Raw genomic sequence first — 22,620 nt, 5'->3', positions numbered from 1 at the left:
TACTGCCCAAGCCCAAGTATGACTTGGTTACAACTTGATTTAATGAAAAACTCTTTGATAATTTGTAAGCCACCTTACCTCCTGTTTATAAAGCGCTTTCATTTTAAGATAAAAAAATTTAAAAGGTCATTTCTCCCTTAAAATGACTGAAAACTTTTAATATAACAAATATACTAAATTAATGAAAGAATTGCAATAGCAAAAAGCAAAAAAATAAATATAAATTAAAGAAAATCAGTTACTTTTTAAAGAAAAACGCATCCTTTCAGGGGTCAAACTAAATGAAAGGATACGTTTTAAAAAGAAATTAGAGTATTTTTTGGAGAGACTCTTGGATGGTTTGGGGGTCTGTTTTGGAAGAGAAGCGCTCAAGGACTTGCCCATCTCGGCCAATGAGAAACTTAGCAAAATTCCATTCGATTCGTTTTCCTAGCGGGCCAGATTTCTGGTCTTTTAGCCAAACATAAAGAGGATCTGCCTCCTTGCCGTTGACCTTGATCTTGGCAAAGCGAGGGAAAGTGGTCTGATAGTGTAGGCTGCAGAAGCTATTGATTTCCTCTGCGCTGCCGGGTGCTTGTCCCATGAACTGGTTACAAGGGAAATCTAAGATTTCAAAGCCCTGATCTTGATAGCGTTCATAGAGTTCTTGGAGCCCTTGGTACTGGGGCGTTAAACCACATCCAGTAGCAGTGTTGACAATCAAGAGAATTTTACCACGATAGCTCTCTAGGGGAGTCGCTTGGTTATTTTGGTTTAAAACGGAAAAATCATATATACTGGTCATTTTTCTATATTTTCCTTATGTGTTATTGGTTCAGAGTGTTTTACATTGTGTTCCGATAAAAAGGCATAGGTCATGCTTCCAAAGATGGCACCAATTCCTAAACCCAAGACTAGTAAAGGGAGCATTTTATCGAACTGGGAGAGATTGTCCCAAAAGGTGTCGAGAGGAAGATGCTGAACAAAGAGTTTGTGAAAGGCTGATAAGACAAACAAGCTAATTGGAATGCTGATGAATACACCCCAACTACGAACTTTAATCTGGCTTTTGCTGTAGCTTTTGTGATGGATTTCGGACGGGTCATCCTTGTCTAAATGTAAGTTGCGAACTGCTAGTCTCGCCCTAGATGCGAGGACGAAGATAAGTCCAAAATAGAGGTAGGGCATGGCATCTCGAACCAACTCTATGAAGCGTCCAAATAGGAGATAGAACAAGAAGAGTAGGAGGGAGGAGTAAACGATTTGGATCAAGGCACGAGCACAAGCCTTGTAAATCATCTCTTGGCGGCATTCATCAAAGGGGCCTTGTATGTGAAAGAATAGTTTGAGTAAGCGAGTAGTGAAATCTTCTTTTTTCATGGGAGTAACTTCCTAAATGAGCGATTTTTGATTGACTTCTTTAAATAGTTGATAGAGAGTATAGAAGTAAACCAAACTAAAAATGATACAGATTATTAGAAATACCAGGTATCTCCAATCCATAGGATTTGATAAAAGTTGTGAAAAGGATACGAGGATAAAACAGAGAGATGCGTTTAGAAGACGTATTTTTTTTGATTGGATTTTTTGGAATCTCTGTCCCTTGTTCAATACAGGAAGGAATAAAAGAAAGATAATCAAGAAAGGATGCTCAATATGTCCAGAAAGTAGGAAAAAGGTAATAAAGATACTGATAAAAACATGACTGATCAGTAGTCTAGCTAGTGATTTCATAAGGCACCTCCTAATTGTCGTCCTGCTCTTTCTTAGCTTTTTCAATGCGAAGAGAGACAACAATTTGCATCATCAGTCCGAAAAAGAAAGCTCCCAGTATAGTTTTTAAAATATGTTTTGAATTCAGAAGAGAACTGATGAAATTTGGATTTTCACTTGTTAGAGTATCGATGAGAGGCATTATAAAAAATATCGCTATTCCAAAGATTAGGCCCGCTTTTAGACCAGGAAAACGTAGCTGTTTGCTTTCTTTTTGACTCAGCATTTCGGGATCAATAGCTGTGATGCCCGTTTTCTTGGTTTGGGAGACCACATAGAGGGAAGCTACCATCGAAATGCCAAACACCACGAGAGGATAGCCGATAGCGACAATTTGTGGGTATTTATAGGCAAGAACGAGCGGGATAAGATTGCCAAATGTCATCAGATAAAAGAGGACAATAAAGACCTGATTCCCGATACGATCGGCCTCGCGCCGTTTGTGTTCGTCAAGGGGACCAGAAATACCGTATATGCGTTTGATGAGTTTTTCAGTGAGAGTTTCTTTTTTCATTTGTTTGCTCCTTTTTTAAAAATCGTCCTCCCAAAAGAGACTGTTGAGGTCAGTTTGGAGGCTGCGGGCGAGATTGAGACAGAGTTCCAGGGTTGGATTGTACTTGTCGTTCTCAATCATATTGATGGTCTGTCTCGAGACACCGATATCCTTGGCTAGCTCGAGCTGGGAAATGCCCAGTTCCTTGCGAAATTCTTTCACACGATTCATCTGTTCTCCTTTCTAATTTGTGTCGCATATATTTGACTATATTATATTCTTCTGTGAAATAGATGTCAAGCATATTTGACATATTTCTTAAAGAAATCTTACTTTTTTTGCCCTATTTGTCTGACTAGTGCAAGCTAGTCGGATTTGTGGTAAAATAGATAGGATATGACAAAAGAATTTCATCATGTAACGGTCTTACTCCATGAAACGATTGATATGCTCGACGTAAAACCTGACGGTATCTACGTTGATGCGACTTTGGGCGGAGCAGGCCATAGCGAATATTTATTAAGTAAATTAAGTGAAAAAGGCCATCTCTATGCCTTTGACCAGGACCAAAATGCCATTGACAATGCGCAAAAACGGTTGGCACCCTATATCGAAAAGGGGATGGTAACCTTTATCAAGGATAACTTCCGTCATTTGCAGGCACGTTTGCAGGAGGCTGGTGTCCAGGAAATTGATGGAATTTGTTATGACTTGGGAGTGTCCAGTCCTCAGCTGGATCAGCGTGAGCGTGGTTTTTCTTATAAAAAGGATGCGCCACTGGATATGCGGATGAATCAGGAAGCTAGTCTGACGGCCTATGAGGTGGTCAATCATTATGACTATCATGACTTGGTTCGGATCTTTTTCAAATATGGCGAGGATAAGTTTTCTAAACAGATTGCCCGCAAGATTGAGCAAGCGCGTGAGGTGAAACCAATTGAGACAACGACAGAGTTGGCAGAGATTATCAAGTCTGCCAAGCCTGCCAAGGAGCTCAAGAAAAAGGGACACCCTGCCAAGCAGATTTTCCAGGCTATCCGAATCGAAGTCAATGATGAGCTGGGCGCTGCAGACGAATCTATCCAGCAGGCTATGGACATGCTGGCTCTGGATGGTAGAATCTCAGTCATTACCTTCCATTCGCTGGAAGACCGCTTGACCAAGCAGTTGTTTAAGGAGGCTTCAACAGTGGAAGTTCCCAAAGGCTTGCCCTTCATTCCAGATGATCTTAAGCCTAAGATGGAATTGGTATCCCGTAAGCCAATCTTGCCAAGTGCCGAAGAGCTAGAAGCCAACAACCGTTCGCATTCAGCCAAGTTGCGCGTGGCCAGAAAAATTCACAAGTAAGAGGAAAAACATGGCAGAAAGAATCGAAAAAACAAGCCAGTTATTGCAAACGAAGTTTAAAGGTTTTTCACGTGTGGAAAAGGCCTTCTATGTTTCGATTGCTGTTACAATGATTATCTTGGCAATTAGCGTTGTGTTTATGCAGACCAAGCTATTACAAGTTCAGAATGAATTGACCAAGGTCAATGCTCAAATCGAAGAAAAGAAAACCGAGCTAGACGATGCCAAGCAAGAGGTCAATGAATTGATTCGTTCAGAACGTTTGAAAGAGATTGCAAATTCCAAGGATTTGCAGCTGAATAACGAAAATATCCGAGCAGCGGAGTAAGAAATGAAACAGTGGAAAGAAAAAATCATCCGTTATGCCGTTCGTAATCGCAAATCTCCAGAAGAAAACCGCAGAAGAGTAGGAAAAAGCCTGAGTTTATTGGCGGTCACACTCTTCGCTGTCTTTTTGGTTAACTTTGCGGTCATTATCGGAACGGGTAGCAAATTTGGCAAGGACTTGGTCAAAGAGGCTAAAAAGGTTCACCAAACAACCAAGACGATTCCTGCAAAACGGGGAACCATCTACGATCGAAATGGAACACCTATTGCAGAAGATGCGACTTCTTACAATATTTATGCCGTTATTGACAAGACCTACAAGTCAGCAACAGGCAAAATTCTCTATGTAGAGGATTCTCAATTTAATAAGGTAGCTGAAATTTTCCATAAATATCTGGATATGGAGGAGTCCTATGTCAAAGAACAACTTTCTCAGCCAGATCTAAAACAGGTATCCTTTGGTACCAAGGGAAATGGGATTACCTATGCCAATATGATGGCTATTAAAAATGACCTAAAAACTGCTGGCGTTGAGGGAGTTGACTTTACCACAAGCCCTAACCGTAATTATCCCAATGGTCAGTTTGCTTCTTCCTTTATTGGTTTAGCGCAACTTCATGAAAATGAGGATGGTACCAAGAGCTTGATTGGGACATCTGGATTGGAGAGTTCTTTAAATAGCATTCTGGCGGGTACAGATGGGATCATCACCTATGAGAAGGATCGTCTGGGAAATATTGTTCCGGGTACGGAGCAGGCTTCCCAACAAACAGTGGATGGAAAGGATGTGTACACAACCCTTTCTAGTCCCTTGCAATCCTTTATGGAAACGCAGATGGATGCCTTTCAGGAAAAGGTAAAGGGCAAGTATATGACGGCTACCTTGGTCAGCGCTAAGACAGGGGAAATTCTGGCTACGACCCAACGGCCGACCTTCAATGCCGATACCAAGGATGGCATCACAAAAGACTTTGTCTGGCGTGATATCCTCTACCAAAGTAACTATGAGCCAGGATCAACTATGAAGGTGATGATGTTGGCCTCAGCTATTGATAACAACACCTTCCCCGGTGGCGAGTACTTTAACAGTAGTGAATTGAAAATAGCAGATGCGACCATTCGAGACTGGGACGTCAATGAAGGATTGACTAGTGGTGGCACCATGACCTTCTCTCAAGGATTTGCCCACTCAAGTAATATCGGGATGACTTTGCTTGAGCAAAAGATGGGGGATGCAACTTGGCTGGACTACCTTAACCGCTTTAAGTTTGGGGTGCCGACCCGTTTTGGTCTGGCAGATGAGTACACAGGTCAATTGCCTGCTGATAACATTGTCAATATTGCTATGAGTTCATTTGGGCAAGGGATCTCTGTTACTCAGACCCAGATGCTTCGTGCTTTTACAGCTATTGCCAATGATGGGGTTATGTTGGAGCCGAAATTTATCAGTGCCCTCTATGATCCAAATGACCAGTCTGTCCGCAAGTCTCAAAAGGAAATCGTCGGAAATCCCGTCTCAAAAGCGGCCGCATCGTCAACGCGAGACCACATGGTCATGGTCGGAACAGATCCTGTCTACGGTACCATGTACAACCACAGTACAGGAAAAGCAACTGTCAATGTTCCAGGTCAGAATGTTGCCCTGAAATCAGGGACAGCTCAGATTGCCGATGAGAAGAATGGGGGTTACCTGACAGGTGAAACCAACTATATCTTCTCTGTTGTGTCGATGCATCCTGCAGAGAATCCTGACTTTATCCTCTATGTGACGGTGCAACAGCCAGAGCATTATTCGGGTGTTCAGCTGGGAGAGTTTGCCAACCCAATCCTTGAGAGAGCCTCTGCTATGAAAGAATCCCTCAATCTTCAGTCAACTGCCAAGAGCTTGGATCAGGTCAACAAGACGACAAGCTATGCCATGCCAGCTACCAAGGACTTTACGCCGGGAGACCTAGCAGAGGAATTGCGTCGTAACCTTGTCCAACCAATCGTTATCGGAACAGGAACCAAGATCAAGGAACTCTCGGTTTCTGAAGGAGATAATTTGGAAGCCAATCAGCAGATCTTGATCCTGTCAGATAAGGTCGAAGAAATGCCTGATATGTATGGTTGGACAGATGAAAATGTGCAAACATTGGCCAAATGGCTGAATATAGAAGTCGAGTGGGAAGGTAGTGGTAAAACGGTCAAGAAACAAAGTGTCCGTGCCAATACAGCCCTCAAAGACATTAAAAAAATGAAAATAACTTTAGGAGATTAAGATGATTAGTTCCATTAGTGCTGGAATTCTTGCCTTTCTATTGACCCTGATCGGCATTCCAGCCTTTATCCGATTTTATCGAAAAGCACAGATTACAGGTCAGCAGATGCACGAGGATGTCAAGCAACACCAAGCTAAAGCTGGGACTCCAACTATGGGAGGTCTTGTCTTCCTGATCGTTGCAGTAGTTGTTAGCTTCCTTGTCGCTCTCTTTACCCAACAATTGACCAACAATGTAAGCATGATTTTGTTTATCTTGGTTTTGTATGGCTTGGTAGGTTTTCTGGATGACTTCCTCAAGGTATTTCGTAAGATCAACGAAGGTTTGAATCCCAAGCAAAAGCTTGCTCTCCAGCTCCTTGGAGGAGTGATTTTCTACCTCTTTTATGAGCGTGGTGGTGACATACTTTCTGTCTTTGGCTATCCTCTTCATTTGGGTATTTTCTATATTTTCTTTGCCCTTTTCTGGCTAGTTGGTTTTTCCAATGCGGTGAATCTGACTGACGGGATTGACGGCTTAGCGAGTATTTCCGTGGTGATTAGCTTATCAGCTTACGGTGTGATTGCTTACATGCAAAATCAACTGGATATTCTTCTTGTGATTCTTGCCATGATTGGTGGTTTGCTAGGCTTCTTCGTCTTTAACCACAAACCTGCCAAGGTCTTTATGGGAGATGTGGGAAGTTTGGCTCTTGGTGGGATGCTGGCAGCTATTTCTATGGCTCTCCACCAAGAATGGACCCTTTTGTTGATTGGAATTATCTATGTCTTTGAGACAAGCTCTGTTATGATGCAGGTCACCTACTTCAAACTTAGTGGTGGGAAGCGTATTTTCCGTATGACACCTGTGCATCATCATTTTGAGCTTGGAGGCTTCTCAGGCAAGGGCAACCCTTGGAGCGAGTGGAAAGTTGACTTCTTCTTTTGGGGAGTTGGGCTTCTAGCAAGTCTCTTGACCTTAGCCTTTTTATACCTGCTGTAAAAAACCTTTGATTCAAAAATAAAACAGGATGAAGTTGTTCTTCATCCTGTTTTTGTAATGTTAAAAGTTAGTTGGATTCATCCTTTCTTCCATTTAACATAAAAGTGGCTGTAAGGGCTAGGCTGAGTCCTGCTAAGAAGAGGAGTGGGTTGGACGCTTCTCCTGTCGCTGGAAGTTGTTCTTTAGGAGAATGATTTCCAGTTTTCGCAGGGATCGGACTAGCTGAAAGTTGTTCAGCCTCGTGTGCTATGGTTTCTACATCTGAAGCACTTGGTTTTTCCTCTGTGTTAGAGGTTGTTCCAGCAGCTTGATAGACGACAGCATAGGTACTGAAATGAATAGTGATGAATTCTGCCTTTCCTTCTCGAACGTCGAAATCAAGGGCTTGCAACTCCTTGGTCGGAGTAATATAGTAGACCTTTTCTACGTTAGCTGAAATAGGCAAGCGAACCAAGACAGAGCCTTTTGGCTGTAAGCTGTGATCTGTTGGATTTTTAAGTTGTAGGTCGTAAGCATCATAGGTCTTGCCAAAGAGTTCCTGAGCTAGGACACGTCGGCTAGAGATGTGAGAAATTCCTTCTAAGTCAGTGACTCCACCAATGATTTCCACTCCAGTTTCCTTGTCTTTTAAGACTCGAACTGGATAATCAGGAAGGGTAAGGGTTAGAGCGGCCTGATCCCCACTAGTTCCGATAGGGTCAGTGTACTCAGGTTTTTCAACAGTAGGAGCTTCCTCTTGCCCTGCGGTTCCGATAGGGTTGGTGTATTCAGGTTTCTCAACAGTAGGAGCTTCCTCTTGACCCGCCGTTCCGATAGGGTCAGTGTACTCAGGTTTTTCTACTATTGGAGCTTCCTCTTGCCCTGCAGTTCCGATAGGCTCAGTATATTCCGGAATTTCAACAGTAGGAGCTGGTTCGTCCCCCTTGCTTGTAGTTGGTTGTTTCTCGTCAACCTTTTTCTCATCCTTTTTAGTAAAGACGGCTACGACAGGACTGCTTGTGGTAGTTCCTTGAATGGCATAAGCTGCAATCGCTTTTCCGATTTGTCGATCAGTACCGTCAGGGATTGGGATTTGAACTTGATTGTCTTGGATTGGTAGCACGGTCTGATCCCCACTTGTAACCAGATGCGTTTCGTCCACTTTGCGCAAGACTAGAGGATCTTTGACACCTGGGAAGGTCACAGCGATGGCTTCCCAATCTCCAGATGGTAGGGTTAAGGAAATTTCTTTGTCATTTTCCTTAAGAGGAGCGATACTTGGGCTATCTATACCAACAGCAGGGGCTTTGATGATATCAAAGGAATCTAGAGAAATTTTCTTGCGACCTTCTGGTGAATCTGGGTCAACACGTAACGTTAGGGTGTGCGGGCCGTCAGTAAGGTTTGTAAATTCGCCAATAAAGGCTCTCTTTTCGGTTGCACCTGAAGTGTAGAAGTCTAGACTTGGCATTTCTTTGCCATCTAGTGTAACACGTGCTCGTCCAAGAGCGAGGCTCTTCAAACCATAGATTCGAATGCCCGTCCCTGTAAAGGAAATAGTTGCCTGAGCTTCTGAAGCTGCACTAGAGTCGCTGTTGTTGATATCAGCGTATTTTTCCGTACCTCCGTAGAGCTCAGGGGCAGACCAGTCCTTAAACTGGGAACCATACTGGATACGCGAATCACGATCATCCATTTTTTCAATCGTATTGCCCGTTCCTGCTAGGGTTTTGAAGTAGTCTAATGAAATTTTCGAGCGCTCACTACCACGGTGTTTGTGCTCACGTTTAACGCGAAGAGTCAATGTGTGAGGTCCGTCAGATAATCCTGCGAAGCGGCCGATGAGGCTACCTTTTTCAGTTGCCCCAGCAGTATGGAAATCAAGTTCGCCGACCTCTTTGCCATCAATTTTAGCAGTGGCAAGACCTAGTTCAGACGATTTCAGTCCATAGATTTCGATACCAACACCAGTGAAAGGAATGGTAGCAGTGAGATCTTCGTCTGTGTAGTTTCCTCGTGAAAGGTCAGCAAATTTCTCTGTTCCTCCAAATAATTCTGAGTCTGCCCAGTTTCCGAAGGCAGCTCCGTACTGGATGCGGCTATCTCGGTCATCCATCAACTCGCTATAGGTTTCAACAGTAGCCTGCTCAGACACTTGTGTGGCGAGTTCGCCCAGCATAGCCTTTACAGTATAAGTGTAGGCGAGTTGAGGATTGAGTGATCGGTCAATAAAGTGGGTTTGATTGGTTACAAATTCTCTGGTCGCAGAGGTTTGGCCAGTTTCGTCTTTCACTTGTCTTTGGATGACATAGTGGGTAGCGCCTTCTACTTGGTTAAAGGTGAGTTCGGCAGTGACTCCATTTTGTCGAACTGCTGTTAGACTGGTTACACGACCAGGGAAGTGTTCAAAGGTAATGACGTCACCTTTTTGCGTTGCAAGCTGGATGCGATTATCTTTAAGGATCGTTGCCTTGACTGGTTTGCCATTGACCTTGATTTGGCTGGATTCGATATTTGGATAGTCTACAACCAGGTCTCCACCGACATTTGACAGGAAGGACAAGCTTTGCAGATTTTTATCTTTCCACTTCATGCTGACTTCAAAGTTTCCTCGGGCAACCAATCCAGAAACCTGTCCGTCTTTCCATGCATCTGGAAGGGCTGGCAGTGGGGCAATATAGCCTGTATGAGATTGGAGGATCATTTCTGCCATCCCACTGGTCGCTCCAAAGTTGCCATCGATTTGGAAAGGAGCGTGGGTATCCCAAAGGTTTTCTAGGGTTGAGTACTTGAGTTGTTCAGCGAGCAATCGATGGGCACGGTTACCATCCAGCAGGCGAGCCCAGAGGTTGATTTTATTTGCCTTAGACCAACCCGTACCACCATCTCCACGGTGATTCAAGGTAGCACGCGCAGCCTCTAGGTATTCAGCTTGATCTTTGCTAAAGAGCGTACCAGGGAAGAGCCCAACTAGATGGGAAACGTGGCGGTGGTGATTTTCAATCCCTTCATTGGTGAATTGCGGACTGTCCTCCTCGTACCATTCCTTGATGCGTCCCTCTTTGTTGATGTGAAGCGGTTTGAGTTTGTCAAATTTAGCCTTGATCTCTGTGACTAAGTCTTTGTCGACATTCAGATGGTTGGCGACTTCCATGTAGTCGTGGAATAACTGCCAGACTAGTGACTGGTCAAAGGTATTTCCGATGGTGATGGTCCCGTGTTCTGGTGAGTAGGATGGAGAAGACACCCAACGGTCACTGGCCTGGTCATAGTGCAAGAAGGAGTTCCAGAACTTAGCTGTTTCCTTGAGCATTGGATAAATCTTTTCTTTGAGATAGGTCTCATCCTTGGTGAACTTATAGTAGTCATAGACGTTCTGCATCATCCAAGCATTGGCTGCAGGAGACCACCCCCAATAGTAATTCCAGCCTGGAGTAGTCCAGCCAAATGGTGTCGCCTGGGTGTGGACAAGCCAACCATTTTCTTGTCCGTCTTTGGATTCGATACCAGCGTATTCCTTGGCAGCGATACGACCATAATAGCGCATGTCATCAATGTAATTGATCATTGGCTTGGCTGTTTCAGCAAGGTTGCTCATGTAGGCTGGCCAATAGTTCATTTGCAAATTGACATTGAGGTGGTAGTCAGCGTTCCAAGGCGGATTGTCTACAGCATTCCAGACTCCTTGTAGGTTGGCAGGCAGGGCATCTGTCCGATCACGAGACGAACTGATGAGTAAATAACGTCCGTATTGGAAGAAGAGTTCTTCCAATTTTTGCCCTTTTTCTGGGTTATAGCCTTGAAGGGCCTCTTTTGTCGTTTGAGCAGTCTTGTTTCCGCCTAGATTTAGTTTAACGCGGTTAAAGAGACTTTGATAATCCTTGATGTGGGCCTTTTTAAGTGTCTTGTAGTCTTTGGCCTTAGCTGCTTCTACAATCCCTTTAACTGTTTTTTCGAGGTCGATGTCTTTTCGATAGTTGGTTTTAGGATTTTGAGCAAAGTTAGTCTTGGCACTGAGATAGAGGGTTGCATAGCTTGCGCCTGTAACAGTTAGAGTCTCATTCTGAACAGTCACCTTTCCGTCTGTTTTAATTCCTAGATAGGATGCAAACTTGAGACCGTTATCTTTGACAGTTCCCTTTAGAAGGATTCCGTTTTCATCTGTAGTGACATGACCGTTCTTATAGTTGGAATATTCCCAAGAGTAGTTGCCATTAGCAAGTAAGTCCTCTGTCAAGCTATTCCAAAGGGTAAAGTCAAGCGTCTTGTTTCCTTTTTTGGTCAAGTGAGTCACGGTGACATCATCAGGATAGCTGGAGAAGGTTTCGCGTTTGAAGGTCGTCCCATCTTGGGTATAAGAAGTAGTCGTAGTAGCTTCTGTGATATCCAAACTGCGGTGATAGTCTGTTACAGTATCAAGCCCTTTCTTCTGGTTATTAAAGACCATGAATATATCCCCAAAGGCTAGGTAGCGACCATACTGGGCGTTGTTTGGTCCAACTAGATTTTGTTCAGCTAGTTGTTTGGCTTTTTGGCGGTCTCCATCTTCGAGAGCTTTACGAATCTCTGCCAAGACCTTATAGCGCTCCTTGTAGTTCCCTCCGTTATAATCGGTACTATCAGGTTGGGGACCTCCTGACCAGAGGGTCTTTTCGTTGTACTGGATTCTCTCTTCCCCGATGAGACCGAAAACCTTGGCTCCCATCTCTCCATTTCCGACAGGGAGGGCTTGCTTTTCCCATCCATCATAGGAGGGAGCTGTTGGTTGATTGTAGTTGAGTTGATAGTTTTCTTGCTTTGTCACGGGCTGATCTGCTTTTTCAGGTTCCTTATTTTCTTTAGCTTCTACAATAGCTTCTTCACTAGCTTGACTACTTATAGTCTGAGTCTCCTCGGTTGGCTTGCTTTCGGCAGCTGGGCTCTCAGCTAGAGGCGGATTTGTGGTCCTAGTAGCTTCAACTGCTCTAGGTTCACTATCAGGCTTAGTGCTAGCTTCGACTGAGGTCTGTTCAGTTTGTTTGACCTCAACACTGTCTGCGGAGACAGTGTGGTTGACTAGAAAAACAGCTCCTAGTAAAACAGAAGCAGTCCCAACCGTCAGCTTGCGGATGCTATAGCGACAGGATTTCTCCCAAAAGTGTTTTTTCATAAAACCCTCCTTCGTTTATTCGAAACCGCTTACATTTTATAAAGCAGTTCCTTTTAATTCGTTTCTATTTATCTCCTCACCTCCCATTCTACTGGTCATCTAGCATTTGTCAAGAGGTTTTCTGCAAGAGACATATTTGTTGTTGTTTTTTCTTAAAAAAGTAGAAGAAAGAGAGGAAAGGGTGGAATTATTCGTAATTTCATAGTTCATTCTGATTGTAAGACTAGCTTAGAATTGGCTTAACCCCTCCTTGAAAGCGTAAAACAAACTAGTCAGGAAAGTCACTTTGTGGTATAATATAGAAGACTCAAAAAGAAACAGGAGAAAAAGAATGGATTTACTTTTAGCAATTGTCTTGATTGTGCTAGCTTTTCTAGGAGGAGCTCTTGGAGGGATGTACTTGGTTCGTAAGCAAATTGAAAAAGAATTTGCGGACAACCCACGTTTGAATGCTGAGGCAGTTCGTGCTCTCTTGAGTGCAAATGGTCAAAAACCAAGCGAAGCCAAGGTACAACAAGTTTACCACCAAATCATCCGTCAACAAAAAGCAGCCCTCGCTAACAATAAAAAGAAAAAATAAATAGGAAAAGTCTGGGATGAAAGTTCCAGACTTCTCACTATGTTCAATAGTTCTCAAGGATAAGACTTTTTCCTTGCATTCTATTGATATTTGATTATGATTAAGAGAGAGGCAGTTGGCATTCTATCAAGCTGTCGGTCAAATCGTTCAGGACAAGAAATCATGATGAACTATCAATCAGAAAAAAGACTAGAAAGAAGACTGTATGGATAATCGACCAATTGGTTTTTTGGATTCGGGTGTCGGGGGCTTGACCGTTGTTCGTGAGCTTATGCGCCAGCTTCCCCATGAAGAAATCGTCTATATTGGAGATTCAGCACGGGCGCCCTATGGTCCCCGTCCTGCTGAGCAAATCCGTGAATATACTTGGCAGTTGGTCAACTTTCTCTTGACTAAGGATGTCAAGATGATTGTCATTGCTTGTAATACTGCGACTGCGGTCGTCTGGGAAGAAATCAAGGCTCAATTAGACATTCCTGTCCTAGGTGTGATTTTGCCAGGAGCTTCGGCAGCTATCAAGTCCAGTCAAGGTGGGAAAATCGGAGTGATTGGAACACCCATGACGGTACAATCAGACATCTACCGTCAGAAAATCCATGATTTGGATCCAGACTTACAGGTGGAAAGTTTGGCCTGTCCCAAGTTTGCCCCTTTGGTCGAGTCTGGTGCCTTATCAACCAGTGTAACCAAGAAAGTGGTTTATGAAACTCTGCGCCCCTTGGTTGGAAAGGTGGATAGCCTGATTTTGGGTTGTACCCACTATCCGCTCCTTCGCCCCATCATCCAGAATGTCATGGGCCCCAAAGTTCAGCTCATCGATAGCGGGGCAGAGTGCGTACGGGATATCTCGGTTTTGCTTAACTACTTCGAAATCAATCGTAGCCGAGATGCGGGACCTCTTCAACATCGTTTTTACACAACAGCCAATAGCCAAAGTTTTGCCCAAATTGGAGCAGAATGGCTGGAAAAAGAAATTCATGTGGAGCATGTAACATTATGACAAACAAAATTTATGAATACAAGGACGACCAGGACTGGTATGTCGGTGTCTGGGACATCTATGGAGGCATCTACAGCCTTATCAAAGATCCGCTTAATCTTGATTTTATGGATTTGGCGCGGATTTTTCGTGATGAGGAAAATGGCTTTCCGATTACGATAACGGTGATGCGCTGGTCTTCTAACTTCCGTCTGCTCTCCTTTATCGTTGAGATTTTAAATGCGGAAGCAGGACGTAACTTGGAAGTCATCCAACGTCAGGGAGCCCTACTCTTGGTTGAAAATGGGCAACTCCTGCATGTAGAATTGCCTAAAGAAGGGGTCAATGTTCAAGCCTTCTTTGAAACTAACAAGGTTAGAGAAACCTTGTTGATTGCGACTCGTAACGAGGGCAAGACTAAGGAATTCCGAGCTATCTTTGATAAGTTAGGCTACGATGTGGAAAATCTCAATGACTATCCTGACCTGCCTGAAGTAGCAGAAACAGGCATGACCTTCGAAGAAAATGCTCGCCTGAAAGCAGAAACCATTTCCCAATTAACAGGCAAGATGGTTTTGGCAGATGACTCAGGTCTCAAAGTCGATGTCCTCGGTGGTTTGCCAGGAGTCTGGTCAGCCCGTTTTGCAGGAGTGGGAGCGACTGATCGTGAAAATAATGCCAAGCTCTTGCACGAATTGGCCATGGTCTTTGATCTCAAGGACCGTTCCGCTCAATTCCACACGACCCTGGTTGTAGCCAGTCCAAACAAGGAAAGCTTGGTTGTTGAAGCTGACTGGCCAGGTTATATCAACTTTGAACCCAAGGGTGAAAATGGCTTTGGCTATGATCCACTTTTCCTTGTGGGAGAGACAGGCAAGTCAGCAGCTGAATTAACCCTGGAAGAAAAAAATAGCCAGTCCCACCGTGCCTTAGCCGTTAAGAAACTTTTGGAGGTATTTCCATCATGGCAAAGCAAACCATCATTGTAATGAGTGATTCCCATGGCGATAGCTTGATTGTGGAAGAAATTCGTGACCGCTATCTGGGGAAAGTCGATGCCATTTTTCACGATGGGGACTCTGAACTTCGTCCAGATTCTTCGCTCTGGGAGGGCATCCATGTCGTCAAAGGCAACATGGACTTTTATGCTGGCTACCCAGAACGTTTGGTGACACAACTTGGTCCGACCAAGATTATCCAGACTCACGGACACTTATTTGATATCAATTTCAATTTTCAAAAGTTGGACTACTGGGCTCAGGAAGAAGATGCCGATATCTGTCTCTATGGTCACTTGCATGTTCCAAATGCTTGGATGGAAGGAAAAACACTCTTTTTAAATCCAGGCTCCATCAGCCAACCACGAGGAACCATCAGGGAATGCCTCTATGCCCGTGTGGAGATTGATGACAGCTGTTTCAAAGTAGACTTTTTGACACGTGATCATGAGGTTTATCCAGGCTTGTCCAAGGAGTTTGCTCGATGATTGCCAAGGAATTTGAAGCATTTTTACTGGAGCAGGAAGAGACTTTTCTTACCCCTGCTGAGAATCTAGCAGCTTTGATTGATACCCACAATGCCGACCATGCGATTTTAGTGTTGAGCCAAATCACTTATACCCGTATCCCTGTTGTGACCTTTGACAAACGCTTTGTCGGAACCATTGGTCTGAGAGATATTTTGGCTTATCAAATGGAGCAAGGTTTGACGGATGAACAGATGGCAACGACAGATATCGTCAATATGACCAAGACAGATGTGGCAGTCGTCGCTCCAGACTATAACATCACAGAGGTTCTCCATAAACTGGTAGATGAACCCTTCTTGCCCGTGGTAGATGATGAAGGAATTTTTCAAGGAATCATCACGCGCAAGTCCATCCTCAAGGCTGTCAATGCTCTCTTGCATGATTTTAATAAGGATTATGAGATTCGATGCAAATGAGAGATAGGATTTCAGACTTTTTAGAGGGAAAGCAGGGTTTGTCTGCCAATTCCAAGCAGTCCTATAAGTATGATCTGGAGCAGTTTTTAGACATTGTAGGTGAGCGGATCTCTGATACCAGTCTCAAGATTTACCAAGCCCAGCTAGCCAATCTAAAAATGAGCGCCCAGAAACGGAAACTTTCGTCCTGTAACCAATTTCTCTACTTTCTCTATCAAACAGGAGAGGTGGACAGTTTTTACCGCTTGGAATTAGCCAAACAAGCTGAAAAGAAGACCGAAAAGCCAGAACTGTTAGACCTAGCCTCTTTTTGGCAGGAAAGTGACTATCCAGAGGGACGCCTGCTAGCGCTCTTAATCCTAGAAATGGGACTCTTGCCTAGCGAGATTTTAGCTCTCAAGGTTGCGGATATCAATTTGGATTTTCAGGTGTTGCGAATCAACAAGGCTTCCCAACAGAGGATTGTCACTATTCCCATGACCTTGCTTTCAGAATTGAAACCCTTGATGGGCCAGACCTATCTTTTTGAAAGGGGAGGGAAAGCCTATTCTCGTCAGTGGGCCTTTCGTCAGCTAGAATCTTTTGTCAAGGAGAAAGGTTTCCCAGCCTTATCAGCCCAAGCCTTGCGGGAACAGTTCATTCTAAGACAAATAGAAAACAAGGTCGATTTGTACGAAATAGCAAAAAAATTAGGATTAAAAACAGTCCTGACCTTAGAAAAATATAGATAATGGATATTAAATTAAAAGATTTTGAAGGGCCACTGGACTTGCTCTTGCACTTGGTTTCCAAGTATCAGATGGATATTTACGATGTGCCCATTACGGAAGTCATCGAACAGTATCTAGCCTATGTCTCAACCCTGCAGGATATGCGTCTGGAAGTGACTGGTGAGTATATGGTCATGGCCAGTCAGTTGATGCTCATCAAGAGCCGCAAACTCCTTCCAAAGGTAGCAGAAGTGACAGATTTGGAGGATGACCTGGAGCAGGATCTCCTCTCCCAAATCGAAGAATACCGTAAGTTTAAGCTCTTGGGTGAGCACTTGGAGGCTAAGCACCAAGATCGGGCTCAGTACTATTCCAAAGCGCCGACAGAGTTGATCTACGAAGATGCGGAGCTTGTGCATGATAGGACGACCATTGACCTCTTTTTGGCTTTTTCCAATATCCTAGCCAAGAAAAAAGAGGAATTCGCTCAGAACCACACGACCATCTTGCGGGATGAGTATAAGATTGAGGACATGATGGGTATTGTAAAAGAGTCCTTGGCTGGACGAGACCAGTTACGCTTGCAGGATTTGTTCAAGGAAGCCCAAAATATCCAAGAGGTCATCACCCTCTTTTTGGCAACCCTAGAGTTAATCAAAACCCAAGAACTGATCCTTGTTCAAGAGGAGAGTTTCGGAGATATCTATCTCATGGAAAAGAAGGAAGAAAGTCAAGAGGCACAAAGCTAGACTTGATAGAGAGGAAAGATGAGTACTTTAGCAGAAATAGAAGCGCTCTTGTTTGTAGCAGGTGAAGATGGGATTCGGGTCCGTCAGTTGGCTGAACTCCTATCGCTTCCTCCGACAGGCATCCAGCAGAGTTTAGAAAAATTAGCCCAAAAGTATGAAAAAGACCAAGAGTCGAGCTTGTCCCTGATTGAGACAGGGGGCGCTTACAGATTGGTGACCAAGCCTCAATTTGCAGCGATTTTAAAGGAATACTCCAAAGCTCCCATCAACCAAAGTCTGTCTCGGGCTGCCCTTGAGACCTTGTCCATCATTGCCTACAAGCAGCCCATTACGCGGATAGAAATTGATGCCATCCGTGGGGTTAACTCGAGTGGGGCCTTGGCAAAGTTGCAGGCCTTTGACTTGATACGAGAAGACGGAAAAAAAGAAGTGTTGGGGCGCCCCAACCTCTATGTGACTACGGATTATTTCCTAGATTACATGGGAATTAACCATTTGGAAGAACTGCCAGTGATTGATGAGCTTGAGATTCAAGCCCAAGAAAGCCAATTATTTGGTGAAAGGATAGAAGAAGATGAGAATCAATAAATATATTGCCCACGCAGGTGTGGCCAGTAGGAGAAAAGCAGAAGAGTTGATCAAGCAAGGCTTGGTGACGGTCAACGGCCAAGTGGTGCGTGAACTAGCAACGACCATCAAGGCTGGTGATAAGGTTGAAGTTGAAGGCCAGCCTATCTATAACGAAGAAAAGGTCTACTATCTGCTTAACAAACCACGTGGTGTCATTTCCAGTGTGACAGATGACAAGGGACGCAAGACGGTTGTTGACCTCTTGCCCAATGTCAAAGAACGTATTTACCCAGTTGGACGTTTGGACTGGGATACATCTGGTGTCTTGATTTTGACCAATGATGGGGATTTTACGGATGAGATGATTCACCCGCGTAATGAGATTGACAAGGTCTATGTCGCGCGTGTTAAAGGTGTGGCCAACAAAGAAAATCTCCGTCCCCTGACCCGTGGCCTTGAGATTGATGGCAAGAAAACCAAGCCTGCTGTCTATGAGATTCTCAAAGTGGATCCAGTCAAAAATCGCTCAGTAGTGCAGTTGACCATCCATGAAGGGCGTAACCATCAGGTTAAAAAAATGTTTGAAGCCGTCGGTCTCCAAGTGGACAAGTTGTCTCGGACTCGTTTTGGACACTTAGATTTGACAGGCCTTCGTCCGGGAGAATCCCGTCGCCTTAACAAAAAAGAAATCAGCCAACTGCATACTATGGCTGTAACCAAGAAATAATGAAACGAATCTTAATAGCGCCAGTTCGCTTTTACCAACGCTTTATCTCACCAGCCTTTCCACCCTCTTGTCGCTTTGATCCTACTTGTTCCAACTACATGATTCAGGCTATTGAAAAACATGGTTTCAAGGGTGTTTTGATGGGCTTGGCTCGGATTTTACGTTGCCACCCCTGGTCGAAAACAGGTAAGGACCCCGTCCCAGACCACTTTTCACTAAAACGGAATCAAGAAAAAAAATAACCCAACATCAGATGATGTTGGGTTTTCTTGCTTATTTCAACGCTTTTTGAGCGTCTTCAATCATGAGTTTAGTTGATTCAAGTCCGCCACCACTTAGATACCAGAGGTCTGGTGTTAGTTGGATAATCTGACCGTTTTTAGCGGCAGGAGTTTCAGCGATGAGGGCATTTTCTAGGACGCCATCGTTGCTAGAGTTGTCCCCACCGATGGCAAGGGTACGGTTGATGACAAAGAGGATGTCAGGGTTGATTTCTTTCACACTTTCAAAGCTGACTTCCTGACCGTGGCGAGAGTCCTCAAATTTAGTATCAGTTGGCTTGAATTTCAAGGTTTGGTACAAGAAAGAGAAACGAGATTGGGCACCGAAGGCTGCCATTTTTCCTTCATTAAGGAGGATCGCAAGGGCTTTTTTGTCAGAACTTTCGTTTTTAGTTGCGACTTCTTGGATGCTCTTGTCTAGGTTAGCCAATTCTTCCTTGGCTTTCTGTGTGCCTGTTTCACCAAAGGCGCTTCCTAAGGATTCGATATTAGCCTTGGTAGAAGTCCAGTAGTCTTCTTTTCCAGCTTCAAAGAGGACAGTTGGAGCAATTTCTTTGAATTTGTCTACGAACTTTTGGGTACGTGGTGAAGCGATAATCAAATCCGGTTCAAGGGCGGCAATGGCTTCTAAATCAGGCTCTTTCATAGAACCAACATTTTTAACTTTTTCAGCTAGGCTTTTGAGATAGGTTGGAACAGTTTTTGTAGGCATTCCGACGATATTCTTTTCAAATCCTAAAGCGCGAATAGTATCCGCAGCACCGAGGTCAAAGGTCACAATCTTTTCAGGAACCTTTGAAAGTTTGACCTCATCTAGTGAACTTTTAATGGTTATCTCTGTTGGAGCAGAGCTACTTGTCTCTGTCTGCTTCGTAGTTTTAGTTGTACTACATGCACCAAGTAAGAGCAAGAAGCTAGTCACTAGAGCAGTGAGGTAAAGTTTAAGGGATGTTTTCATAATTTCTCCTTTTTAAAATGTGATAACGATGTAGGGAGTCTCTTAGATAGGGTTGTTAGCTAAGAGACAGAGGGTTTTCTAACATGAGTTCTGCTTGTCTAGCTATAGATACAGATCTTTTTGCCATTGATATCAGCCAGTGTGATGGGAATCTCATAGAGTTGACTGAGTAGGTCAGGCTGCATGATTTGGGCAGTCGTTCCCTTGCAAAAGACTTGGCCGTCTTTAAAGGCAACAATTTCATCCGCATACTGGCTGGCCATGTTGATATCGTGGAGGACGATGATAATGGTTTTACCGAGCTCTTCCACCAGTCGCTTGAGAATCTGCATCATGCTGACGCTTTGCTTAATATCGAGGTTGTTGAGCGGTTCATCTAGCAAGATAAAGTCCGTATCCTGGGCCAGTACCATAGCGATAAAGACGCGCTGGAGTTGTCCCCCAGACAGGCTATCGATGTAGCGGTCTTTTAAGTTGGTCAGTTCCAGATAGTCCAGAGTTTCTCGGATTTTTTCCCAGTCTTCTGCCCTCAGTCGACCACGACTGTAGGGAAAACGTCCAAAGCTGACCAGCTCTTCAACCGTCAATTTGGCTTGGTAATTGATTTTCTGCTTTAGGATGGTCAGTTCTTTGGCTAGTTCTTGCGAATTCCAACTTTCAATTTCACGGCCCTTGATACTGAGAATTCCCTGATCCTTCTTGGTCAGTCTGCTCATGATGGAGAGGAGAGTCGATTTTCCAGCACCGTTTGGACCAATAAAGGCTGTCAGTTTATGAGGACTGACTTCAAGGGAGATGTCTTGCAAAATATCCTGTTTTTGAATGGATTTGTCAATGTTTTCCAGTTTCACCGACGTGCCCTCCTATAAAGTAAGATAAAGAATAAGAAGCCACCCACACTCTCGATGATCATACTGATGCGAATTTCCAGCGCAAAAACTCGTTCAATCAGGGCTTGCCCCAAGGTCAAACTAATAAATCCAATTAGAATGGCTACGATAAAGAGCAACTTGTGCCGATAATCTTTGACAATCAGGTAAGTGAGATTGGCCAACATAAAGCCGAAGAAGGCCATAGGCCCTACCAAGGCAGTTGCTGTTGAGGTCAAAAGTACGATGCCCCAGAGGAGTTCTCTCTGTTCTTTTTCAACATCCAGTCCCAGTATCTGAGCCGTTTCTCTTTGCAGGTGTAGGACATCTAGAACGACTGCTTTTCGAAAGAAAAAGATTGTCAAAGCGAGGATGATCAGAGAACCGATGGCTAGGATGGAAGTGTTGAGATGCTGAAAGGAGGCAAAGAGACTGTTCTGCAGTTTATCGTATTCATTTGGATCCATCAGAACTTGGAGGAAGGTACTGATATTTCGAAAGAGACTTCCGAGTGCTAGACAGATTAGCAGAATGAAGACCAGGTCTTGCTTCATCAGCGTCTTCAAGTAACCTTGTAAGGCGAGAAAGAAGAGGGATTGAAGCAGAAGCAAGACTAGGAATTCTAAGACAGGAGACTTCCCAAGCTGTAGAAATTTACTTTCAAATATCAGCAGCAGGGTCTGTAGCAAGACATAGAAGGATTCGATTCCCAAAATACTTGGCGTTAGGAAGCGATTTTCCGTCAGGGTTTGAAAACTAATGGTCGAAATCCCTGTCGCGATGGCTACCAAGAGATAAACGATGATTTTTTTGGAACGTAGCTTCCAGGCAAAGGCAGACAGCTGGGTGAAGGGCCAAAAGTAGAGGAGACAAGCTCCGATGGCCAGAATAATGAGAAGGCAGAAGAGCTTGGTATGTTTGCTTTTAAACTGCATCTTTTCGTCCCCCTCTCCATAGAAGCAGGATAAAGACGAGGCTACCGATGATTCCTAGCAAGAGACTGACAGACAGCTCATAGGGCCGAATGAGAACTCGAGAGAGGATATCGCAGGCCAGAACCAGATTGGCGCCGACCAGAGCGACCATGAGTTTGGTTTGGCTCAGATTATCTCCATAGCGCTTGCGGACCAGATTGGGAACGATGACCCCGAGAAAAGGCAAGGCACCCACGGTAATCATGGTGACACTTGTCGTTAGCGCCACCAGAAAGAGGGCCAGTTTTTCAAGTAGTGAGTAAGAAATCCCCAAACTTTCACTGGTTTCTTTCCCTAGATTCATGATGGTAAAGGTTTGGGATAATTTCCAAACGGCTATCAGGATAATGAGGCCTAAGAAGAGCCACTCATACTGATGGGTCTGAATCATGGAGAAGGAGCCCTGGGTCCAAGCAGTCATACTCTGAACCAGATTGAAACGATAGGCGATAACTTCTGTGATAGAACCGATAATCCCACTATAGATAATCCCGATCAAGGGCAACATCCACCTTTCCTTTACAGAAAAAATAGTCATAAAGGCCAGGAAGAAGAGGGTAAATAAAATGGATGAGCCAAAAGCAAAGAGCATCTTTTGGGTCAGACTCGCAGATGGAAAGACAAAGAGGCTCAACACCATTCCCAGTTTGGCGGCTTCGGTCGTTCCGACAGTACTCGGAGCAGCAAACTGATTTTGAGTGATGGTCTGCATGAGGAGTCCTGCCATGCTCATACTAGAGGCTGCAAGGAGAATACTGATGGTTCTTGGAAGACACGACTCTTGAAAGAGAAGCCAAGTCTGTTGGTCAAAAGCAAAGAATTTTTCCCAAGAAAAATCACTGGTTCCAATGGTGATGGAGAGAAAGACTAGGAGTAGAAGTAAGCCTGTTAAAATATGAGAGAGTTTCATACCCCGTCCTTTCGTGTAGATTTGGTATCGAAAGATACCTGCGGATATAAATGTAACACGATTTTTTTAATCTGTCAATA

Annotated in this window: 24 protein-coding genes; 14 read left to right on the top strand and 10 right to left on the bottom strand. The window is 44.1% G+C overall.

Features of this window, described 5'->3' with window-relative positions:
- Nucleotides 1-307: 307 nt before the first annotated feature.
- Genes HMPREF9965_RS05305 through HMPREF9965_RS05285 form a run of 5 tightly spaced genes read right to left on the bottom strand, consistent with a single transcriptional unit; the run spans nt 308 to nt 2,476 of the window.
- Nucleotides 308-784 (bottom strand): glutathione peroxidase, encoded by a 477-nt coding sequence (locus HMPREF9965_RS05305; RefSeq protein ID WP_000200910.1) that lies wholly within the window; start codon nt 782-784, stop codon nt 308-310.
- Nucleotides 781-1,359: a DUF3278 domain-containing protein gene (locus HMPREF9965_RS05300; RefSeq protein WP_000711215.1), complete on the bottom strand. Its 579-nt coding sequence runs from the start codon at nt 1,357-1,359 to the stop codon at nt 781-783. The genes HMPREF9965_RS05305 and HMPREF9965_RS05300 overlap by 4 nt, the downstream gene beginning before the upstream one ends.
- A 12-nt stretch (nt 1,360-1,371) precedes the next feature.
- Nucleotides 1,372-1,713: a hypothetical protein gene (locus HMPREF9965_RS13320; RefSeq protein WP_000838125.1), complete on the bottom strand. Its 342-nt coding sequence runs from the start codon at nt 1,711-1,713 to the stop codon at nt 1,372-1,374.
- Between the two features lie 10 nt (nt 1,714-1,723).
- A complete protein-coding gene (locus tag HMPREF9965_RS12710) occupies nt 1,724-2,266 on the bottom strand; it encodes a DUF3278 domain-containing protein (protein ID WP_000712416.1) in 543 nt (180 codons plus the stop codon).
- A gap of 15 nt (nt 2,267-2,281) precedes the next feature.
- Complete coding sequence (locus tag HMPREF9965_RS05285; RefSeq protein WP_001082470.1) at nt 2,282-2,476, bottom strand: helix-turn-helix transcriptional regulator; 195 nt, start codon at nt 2,474-2,476, stop codon at nt 2,282-2,284.
- A 165-nt stretch (nt 2,477-2,641) separates the two neighbouring features.
- Between HMPREF9965_RS05285 and rsmH the strand changes: the two genes are divergently transcribed.
- The 4 genes from rsmH to mraY are packed head-to-tail and all read left to right on the top strand — an operon-like array spanning nt 2,642 to nt 7,161.
- Nucleotides 2,642-3,592 carry a 16S rRNA (cytosine(1402)-N(4))-methyltransferase RsmH gene (gene rsmH, locus HMPREF9965_RS05280; protein WP_000159388.1) on the top strand — a complete coding sequence of 317 codons (951 nt, stop codon included), beginning with the start codon at nt 2,642-2,644 and terminating at the stop codon, nt 3,590-3,592.
- Between the two features lie 10 nt (nt 3,593-3,602).
- Complete coding sequence (gene ftsL, locus HMPREF9965_RS05275) at nt 3,603-3,920, top strand: cell division protein FtsL (RefSeq protein ID WP_000840800.1); 318 nt, start codon at nt 3,603-3,605, stop codon at nt 3,918-3,920.
- Between the two features lie 3 nt (nt 3,921-3,923).
- Nucleotides 3,924-6,179: a penicillin-binding protein PBP2X gene (gene pbp2X / locus HMPREF9965_RS05270; protein ID WP_000816046.1), complete on the top strand. Its 2,256-nt coding sequence runs from the start codon at nt 3,924-3,926 to the stop codon at nt 6,177-6,179.
- A gap of 1 nt (nt 6,180) precedes the next feature.
- Nucleotides 6,181-7,161 (top strand): phospho-N-acetylmuramoyl-pentapeptide-transferase, encoded by a 981-nt coding sequence (gene mraY / locus HMPREF9965_RS05265; protein WP_000625788.1) that lies wholly within the window; start codon nt 6,181-6,183, stop codon nt 7,159-7,161.
- A gap of 67 nt (nt 7,162-7,228) precedes the next feature.
- Here mraY and HMPREF9965_RS12705 read toward each other — a convergent pair whose 3' ends face one another.
- The gene (locus tag HMPREF9965_RS12705; RefSeq protein WP_000716132.1) at nt 7,229-12,289 is read right to left on the bottom strand and encodes an SIALI-17 repeat-containing surface protein; all 5,061 of its coding nucleotides are present in this window, start codon (nt 12,287-12,289) and stop codon (nt 7,229-7,231) included.
- 331 nt (nt 12,290-12,620) lie between these two features.
- On the opposite strand from HMPREF9965_RS12705, the gene HMPREF9965_RS05260 reads away from it, so the two are divergent.
- The 10 genes from HMPREF9965_RS05260 to yidD all read left to right on the top strand — a co-directional run bounded on the left by HMPREF9965_RS05260 (nt 12,621) and on the right by yidD (nt 18,790).
- A complete protein-coding gene (locus HMPREF9965_RS05260; RefSeq protein WP_000364987.1) occupies nt 12,621-12,869 on the top strand; it encodes a YneF family protein in 249 nt (82 codons plus the stop codon).
- A 205-nt stretch (nt 12,870-13,074) separates the two neighbouring features.
- Complete coding sequence (gene racE / locus HMPREF9965_RS05255; protein WP_000370379.1) at nt 13,075-13,869, top strand: glutamate racemase; 795 nt, start codon at nt 13,075-13,077, stop codon at nt 13,867-13,869.
- The gene (locus tag HMPREF9965_RS05250; RefSeq protein ID WP_000182424.1) at nt 13,866-14,837 is read left to right on the top strand and encodes a nucleoside-triphosphate diphosphatase; all 972 of its coding nucleotides are present in this window, start codon (nt 13,866-13,868) and stop codon (nt 14,835-14,837) included. Before racE ends, HMPREF9965_RS05250 begins: the two co-directional genes overlap by 4 nt.
- Nucleotides 14,813-15,334 carry a metallophosphoesterase gene (locus tag HMPREF9965_RS05245; RefSeq protein WP_001118946.1) on the top strand — a complete coding sequence of 174 codons (522 nt, stop codon included), beginning with the start codon at nt 14,813-14,815 and terminating at the stop codon, nt 15,332-15,334. Before HMPREF9965_RS05250 ends, HMPREF9965_RS05245 begins: the two co-directional genes overlap by 25 nt.
- Nucleotides 15,331-15,792, top strand: coding sequence for a cyclic-di-AMP-binding protein CbpB (cbpB, locus tag HMPREF9965_RS05240; protein WP_000560695.1), 462 nt, complete (start codon nt 15,331-15,333; stop codon nt 15,790-15,792). Before HMPREF9965_RS05245 ends, cbpB begins: the two co-directional genes overlap by 4 nt.
- Nucleotides 15,789-16,523, top strand: coding sequence for a site-specific tyrosine recombinase XerD (gene xerD, locus HMPREF9965_RS05235; RefSeq protein WP_303742442.1), 735 nt, complete (start codon nt 15,789-15,791; stop codon nt 16,521-16,523). Before cbpB ends, xerD begins: the two co-directional genes overlap by 4 nt.
- Nucleotides 16,523-17,251, top strand: a complete 729-nt coding sequence (locus HMPREF9965_RS05230) for a segregation/condensation protein A (RefSeq protein WP_000351917.1) — start codon at nt 16,523-16,525, stop codon at nt 17,249-17,251. Before xerD ends, HMPREF9965_RS05230 begins: the two co-directional genes overlap by 1 nt.
- 18 nt (nt 17,252-17,269) lie before the next feature.
- The gene (gene scpB, locus HMPREF9965_RS05225; RefSeq protein ID WP_000105288.1) at nt 17,270-17,839 is read left to right on the top strand and encodes an SMC-Scp complex subunit ScpB; all 570 of its coding nucleotides are present in this window, start codon (nt 17,270-17,272) and stop codon (nt 17,837-17,839) included.
- Nucleotides 17,826-18,548, top strand: a complete 723-nt coding sequence (locus HMPREF9965_RS05220) for a pseudouridine synthase (RefSeq protein WP_001222214.1) — start codon at nt 17,826-17,828, stop codon at nt 18,546-18,548. Before scpB ends, HMPREF9965_RS05220 begins: the two co-directional genes overlap by 14 nt.
- On the top strand, nt 18,548-18,790 hold the full coding sequence (yidD, locus tag HMPREF9965_RS05215) for a membrane protein insertion efficiency factor YidD (protein ID WP_000821618.1): 243 nt from the start codon (nt 18,548-18,550) through the stop codon (nt 18,788-18,790). Before HMPREF9965_RS05220 ends, yidD begins: the two co-directional genes overlap by 1 nt.
- Nucleotides 18,791-18,821: 31 nt before the next feature.
- On the opposite strand, the gene HMPREF9965_RS05210 is transcribed toward yidD, so the two are convergent.
- The 4 genes from HMPREF9965_RS05210 to HMPREF9965_RS05195 form a co-directional block, all read right to left on the bottom strand.
- A complete protein-coding gene (locus HMPREF9965_RS05210) occupies nt 18,822-19,787 on the bottom strand; it encodes a siderophore ABC transporter substrate-binding protein (protein ID WP_000858292.1) in 966 nt (321 codons plus the stop codon).
- 98 nt (nt 19,788-19,885) lie between these two features.
- The gene (locus tag HMPREF9965_RS05205; protein ID WP_000764280.1) at nt 19,886-20,638 is read right to left on the bottom strand and encodes an ABC transporter ATP-binding protein; all 753 of its coding nucleotides are present in this window, start codon (nt 20,636-20,638) and stop codon (nt 19,886-19,888) included.
- A complete protein-coding gene (locus HMPREF9965_RS05200) occupies nt 20,635-21,591 on the bottom strand; it encodes an iron chelate uptake ABC transporter family permease subunit (protein WP_001159834.1) in 957 nt (318 codons plus the stop codon). The genes HMPREF9965_RS05205 and HMPREF9965_RS05200 overlap by 4 nt, the downstream gene beginning before the upstream one ends.
- Nucleotides 21,581-22,540 carry an ABC transporter permease gene (locus HMPREF9965_RS05195; protein ID WP_000777214.1) on the bottom strand — a complete coding sequence of 320 codons (960 nt, stop codon included), beginning with the start codon at nt 22,538-22,540 and terminating at the stop codon, nt 21,581-21,583. The genes HMPREF9965_RS05200 and HMPREF9965_RS05195 overlap by 11 nt, the downstream gene beginning before the upstream one ends.
- Nucleotides 22,541-22,620 lie beyond the last annotated feature (80 nt).

Source organism: Streptococcus mitis bv. 2 str. SK95 (assembly GCF_000222705.1).
GTDB classification, from domain to species: Bacteria; Bacillota; Bacilli; order Lactobacillales; family Streptococcaceae; genus Streptococcus; species Streptococcus mitis_AY.
Note: the sequence above shows the minus strand (reverse complement) of the source record. Positions and strands in the feature narration are given on the sequence as shown.

What these genes read in the sequence shown, in the direction of transcription:
- HMPREF9965_RS12705 (WP_000716132.1), bottom strand. Translation starts at nt 12,289, where the DNA reads ATGAAAAAACACTTTTGGGAGAAATCCTGTCGCTATAGCATCCGCAAG.
- HMPREF9965_RS05245 (WP_001118946.1), top strand. Translation starts at nt 14,813, where the DNA reads ATGGCAAAGCAAACCATCATTGTAATGAGTGATTCCCATGGCGATAGC.
- yidD (WP_000821618.1), top strand. Translation starts at nt 18,548, where the DNA reads ATGAAACGAATCTTAATAGCGCCAGTTCGCTTTTACCAACGCTTTATC.
- HMPREF9965_RS05260 (WP_000364987.1), top strand. Translation starts at nt 12,621, where the DNA reads ATGGATTTACTTTTAGCAATTGTCTTGATTGTGCTAGCTTTTCTAGGA.
- HMPREF9965_RS05305 (WP_000200910.1), bottom strand. Translation starts at nt 784, where the DNA reads ATGACCAGTATATATGATTTTTCCGTTTTAAACCAAAATAACCAAGCG.
- rsmH (WP_000159388.1), top strand. Translation starts at nt 2,642, where the DNA reads ATGACAAAAGAATTTCATCATGTAACGGTCTTACTCCATGAAACGATT.
- racE (WP_000370379.1), top strand. Translation starts at nt 13,075, where the DNA reads ATGGATAATCGACCAATTGGTTTTTTGGATTCGGGTGTCGGGGGCTTG.
- scpB (WP_000105288.1), top strand. Translation starts at nt 17,270, where the DNA reads ATGAGTACTTTAGCAGAAATAGAAGCGCTCTTGTTTGTAGCAGGTGAA.
- HMPREF9965_RS05230 (WP_000351917.1), top strand. Translation starts at nt 16,523, where the DNA reads ATGGATATTAAATTAAAAGATTTTGAAGGGCCACTGGACTTGCTCTTG.
- cbpB (WP_000560695.1), top strand. Translation starts at nt 15,331, where the DNA reads ATGATTGCCAAGGAATTTGAAGCATTTTTACTGGAGCAGGAAGAGACT.
- HMPREF9965_RS13320 (WP_000838125.1), bottom strand. Translation starts at nt 1,713, where the DNA reads ATGAAATCACTAGCTAGACTACTGATCAGTCATGTTTTTATCAGTATC.
- ftsL (WP_000840800.1), top strand. Translation starts at nt 3,603, where the DNA reads ATGGCAGAAAGAATCGAAAAAACAAGCCAGTTATTGCAAACGAAGTTT.
- HMPREF9965_RS05285 (WP_001082470.1), bottom strand. Translation starts at nt 2,476, where the DNA reads ATGAATCGTGTGAAAGAATTTCGCAAGGAACTGGGCATTTCCCAGCTC.
- HMPREF9965_RS05220 (WP_001222214.1), top strand. Translation starts at nt 17,826, where the DNA reads ATGAGAATCAATAAATATATTGCCCACGCAGGTGTGGCCAGTAGGAGA.
- HMPREF9965_RS12710 (WP_000712416.1), bottom strand. Translation starts at nt 2,266, where the DNA reads ATGAAAAAAGAAACTCTCACTGAAAAACTCATCAAACGCATATACGGT.
- HMPREF9965_RS05195 (WP_000777214.1), bottom strand. Translation starts at nt 22,540, where the DNA reads ATGAAACTCTCTCATATTTTAACAGGCTTACTTCTACTCCTAGTCTTT.
- pbp2X (WP_000816046.1), top strand. Translation starts at nt 3,924, where the DNA reads ATGAAACAGTGGAAAGAAAAAATCATCCGTTATGCCGTTCGTAATCGC.
- HMPREF9965_RS05300 (WP_000711215.1), bottom strand. Translation starts at nt 1,359, where the DNA reads ATGAAAAAAGAAGATTTCACTACTCGCTTACTCAAACTATTCTTTCAC.
- mraY (WP_000625788.1), top strand. Translation starts at nt 6,181, where the DNA reads ATGATTAGTTCCATTAGTGCTGGAATTCTTGCCTTTCTATTGACCCTG.
- HMPREF9965_RS05200 (WP_001159834.1), bottom strand. Translation starts at nt 21,591, where the DNA reads ATGCAGTTTAAAAGCAAACATACCAAGCTCTTCTGCCTTCTCATTATT.
- HMPREF9965_RS05250 (WP_000182424.1), top strand. Translation starts at nt 13,866, where the DNA reads ATGACAAACAAAATTTATGAATACAAGGACGACCAGGACTGGTATGTC.
- HMPREF9965_RS05210 (WP_000858292.1), bottom strand. Translation starts at nt 19,787, where the DNA reads ATGAAAACATCCCTTAAACTTTACCTCACTGCTCTAGTGACTAGCTTC.
- xerD (WP_303742442.1), top strand. Translation starts at nt 15,789, where the DNA reads ATGAGAGATAGGATTTCAGACTTTTTAGAGGGAAAGCAGGGTTTGTCT.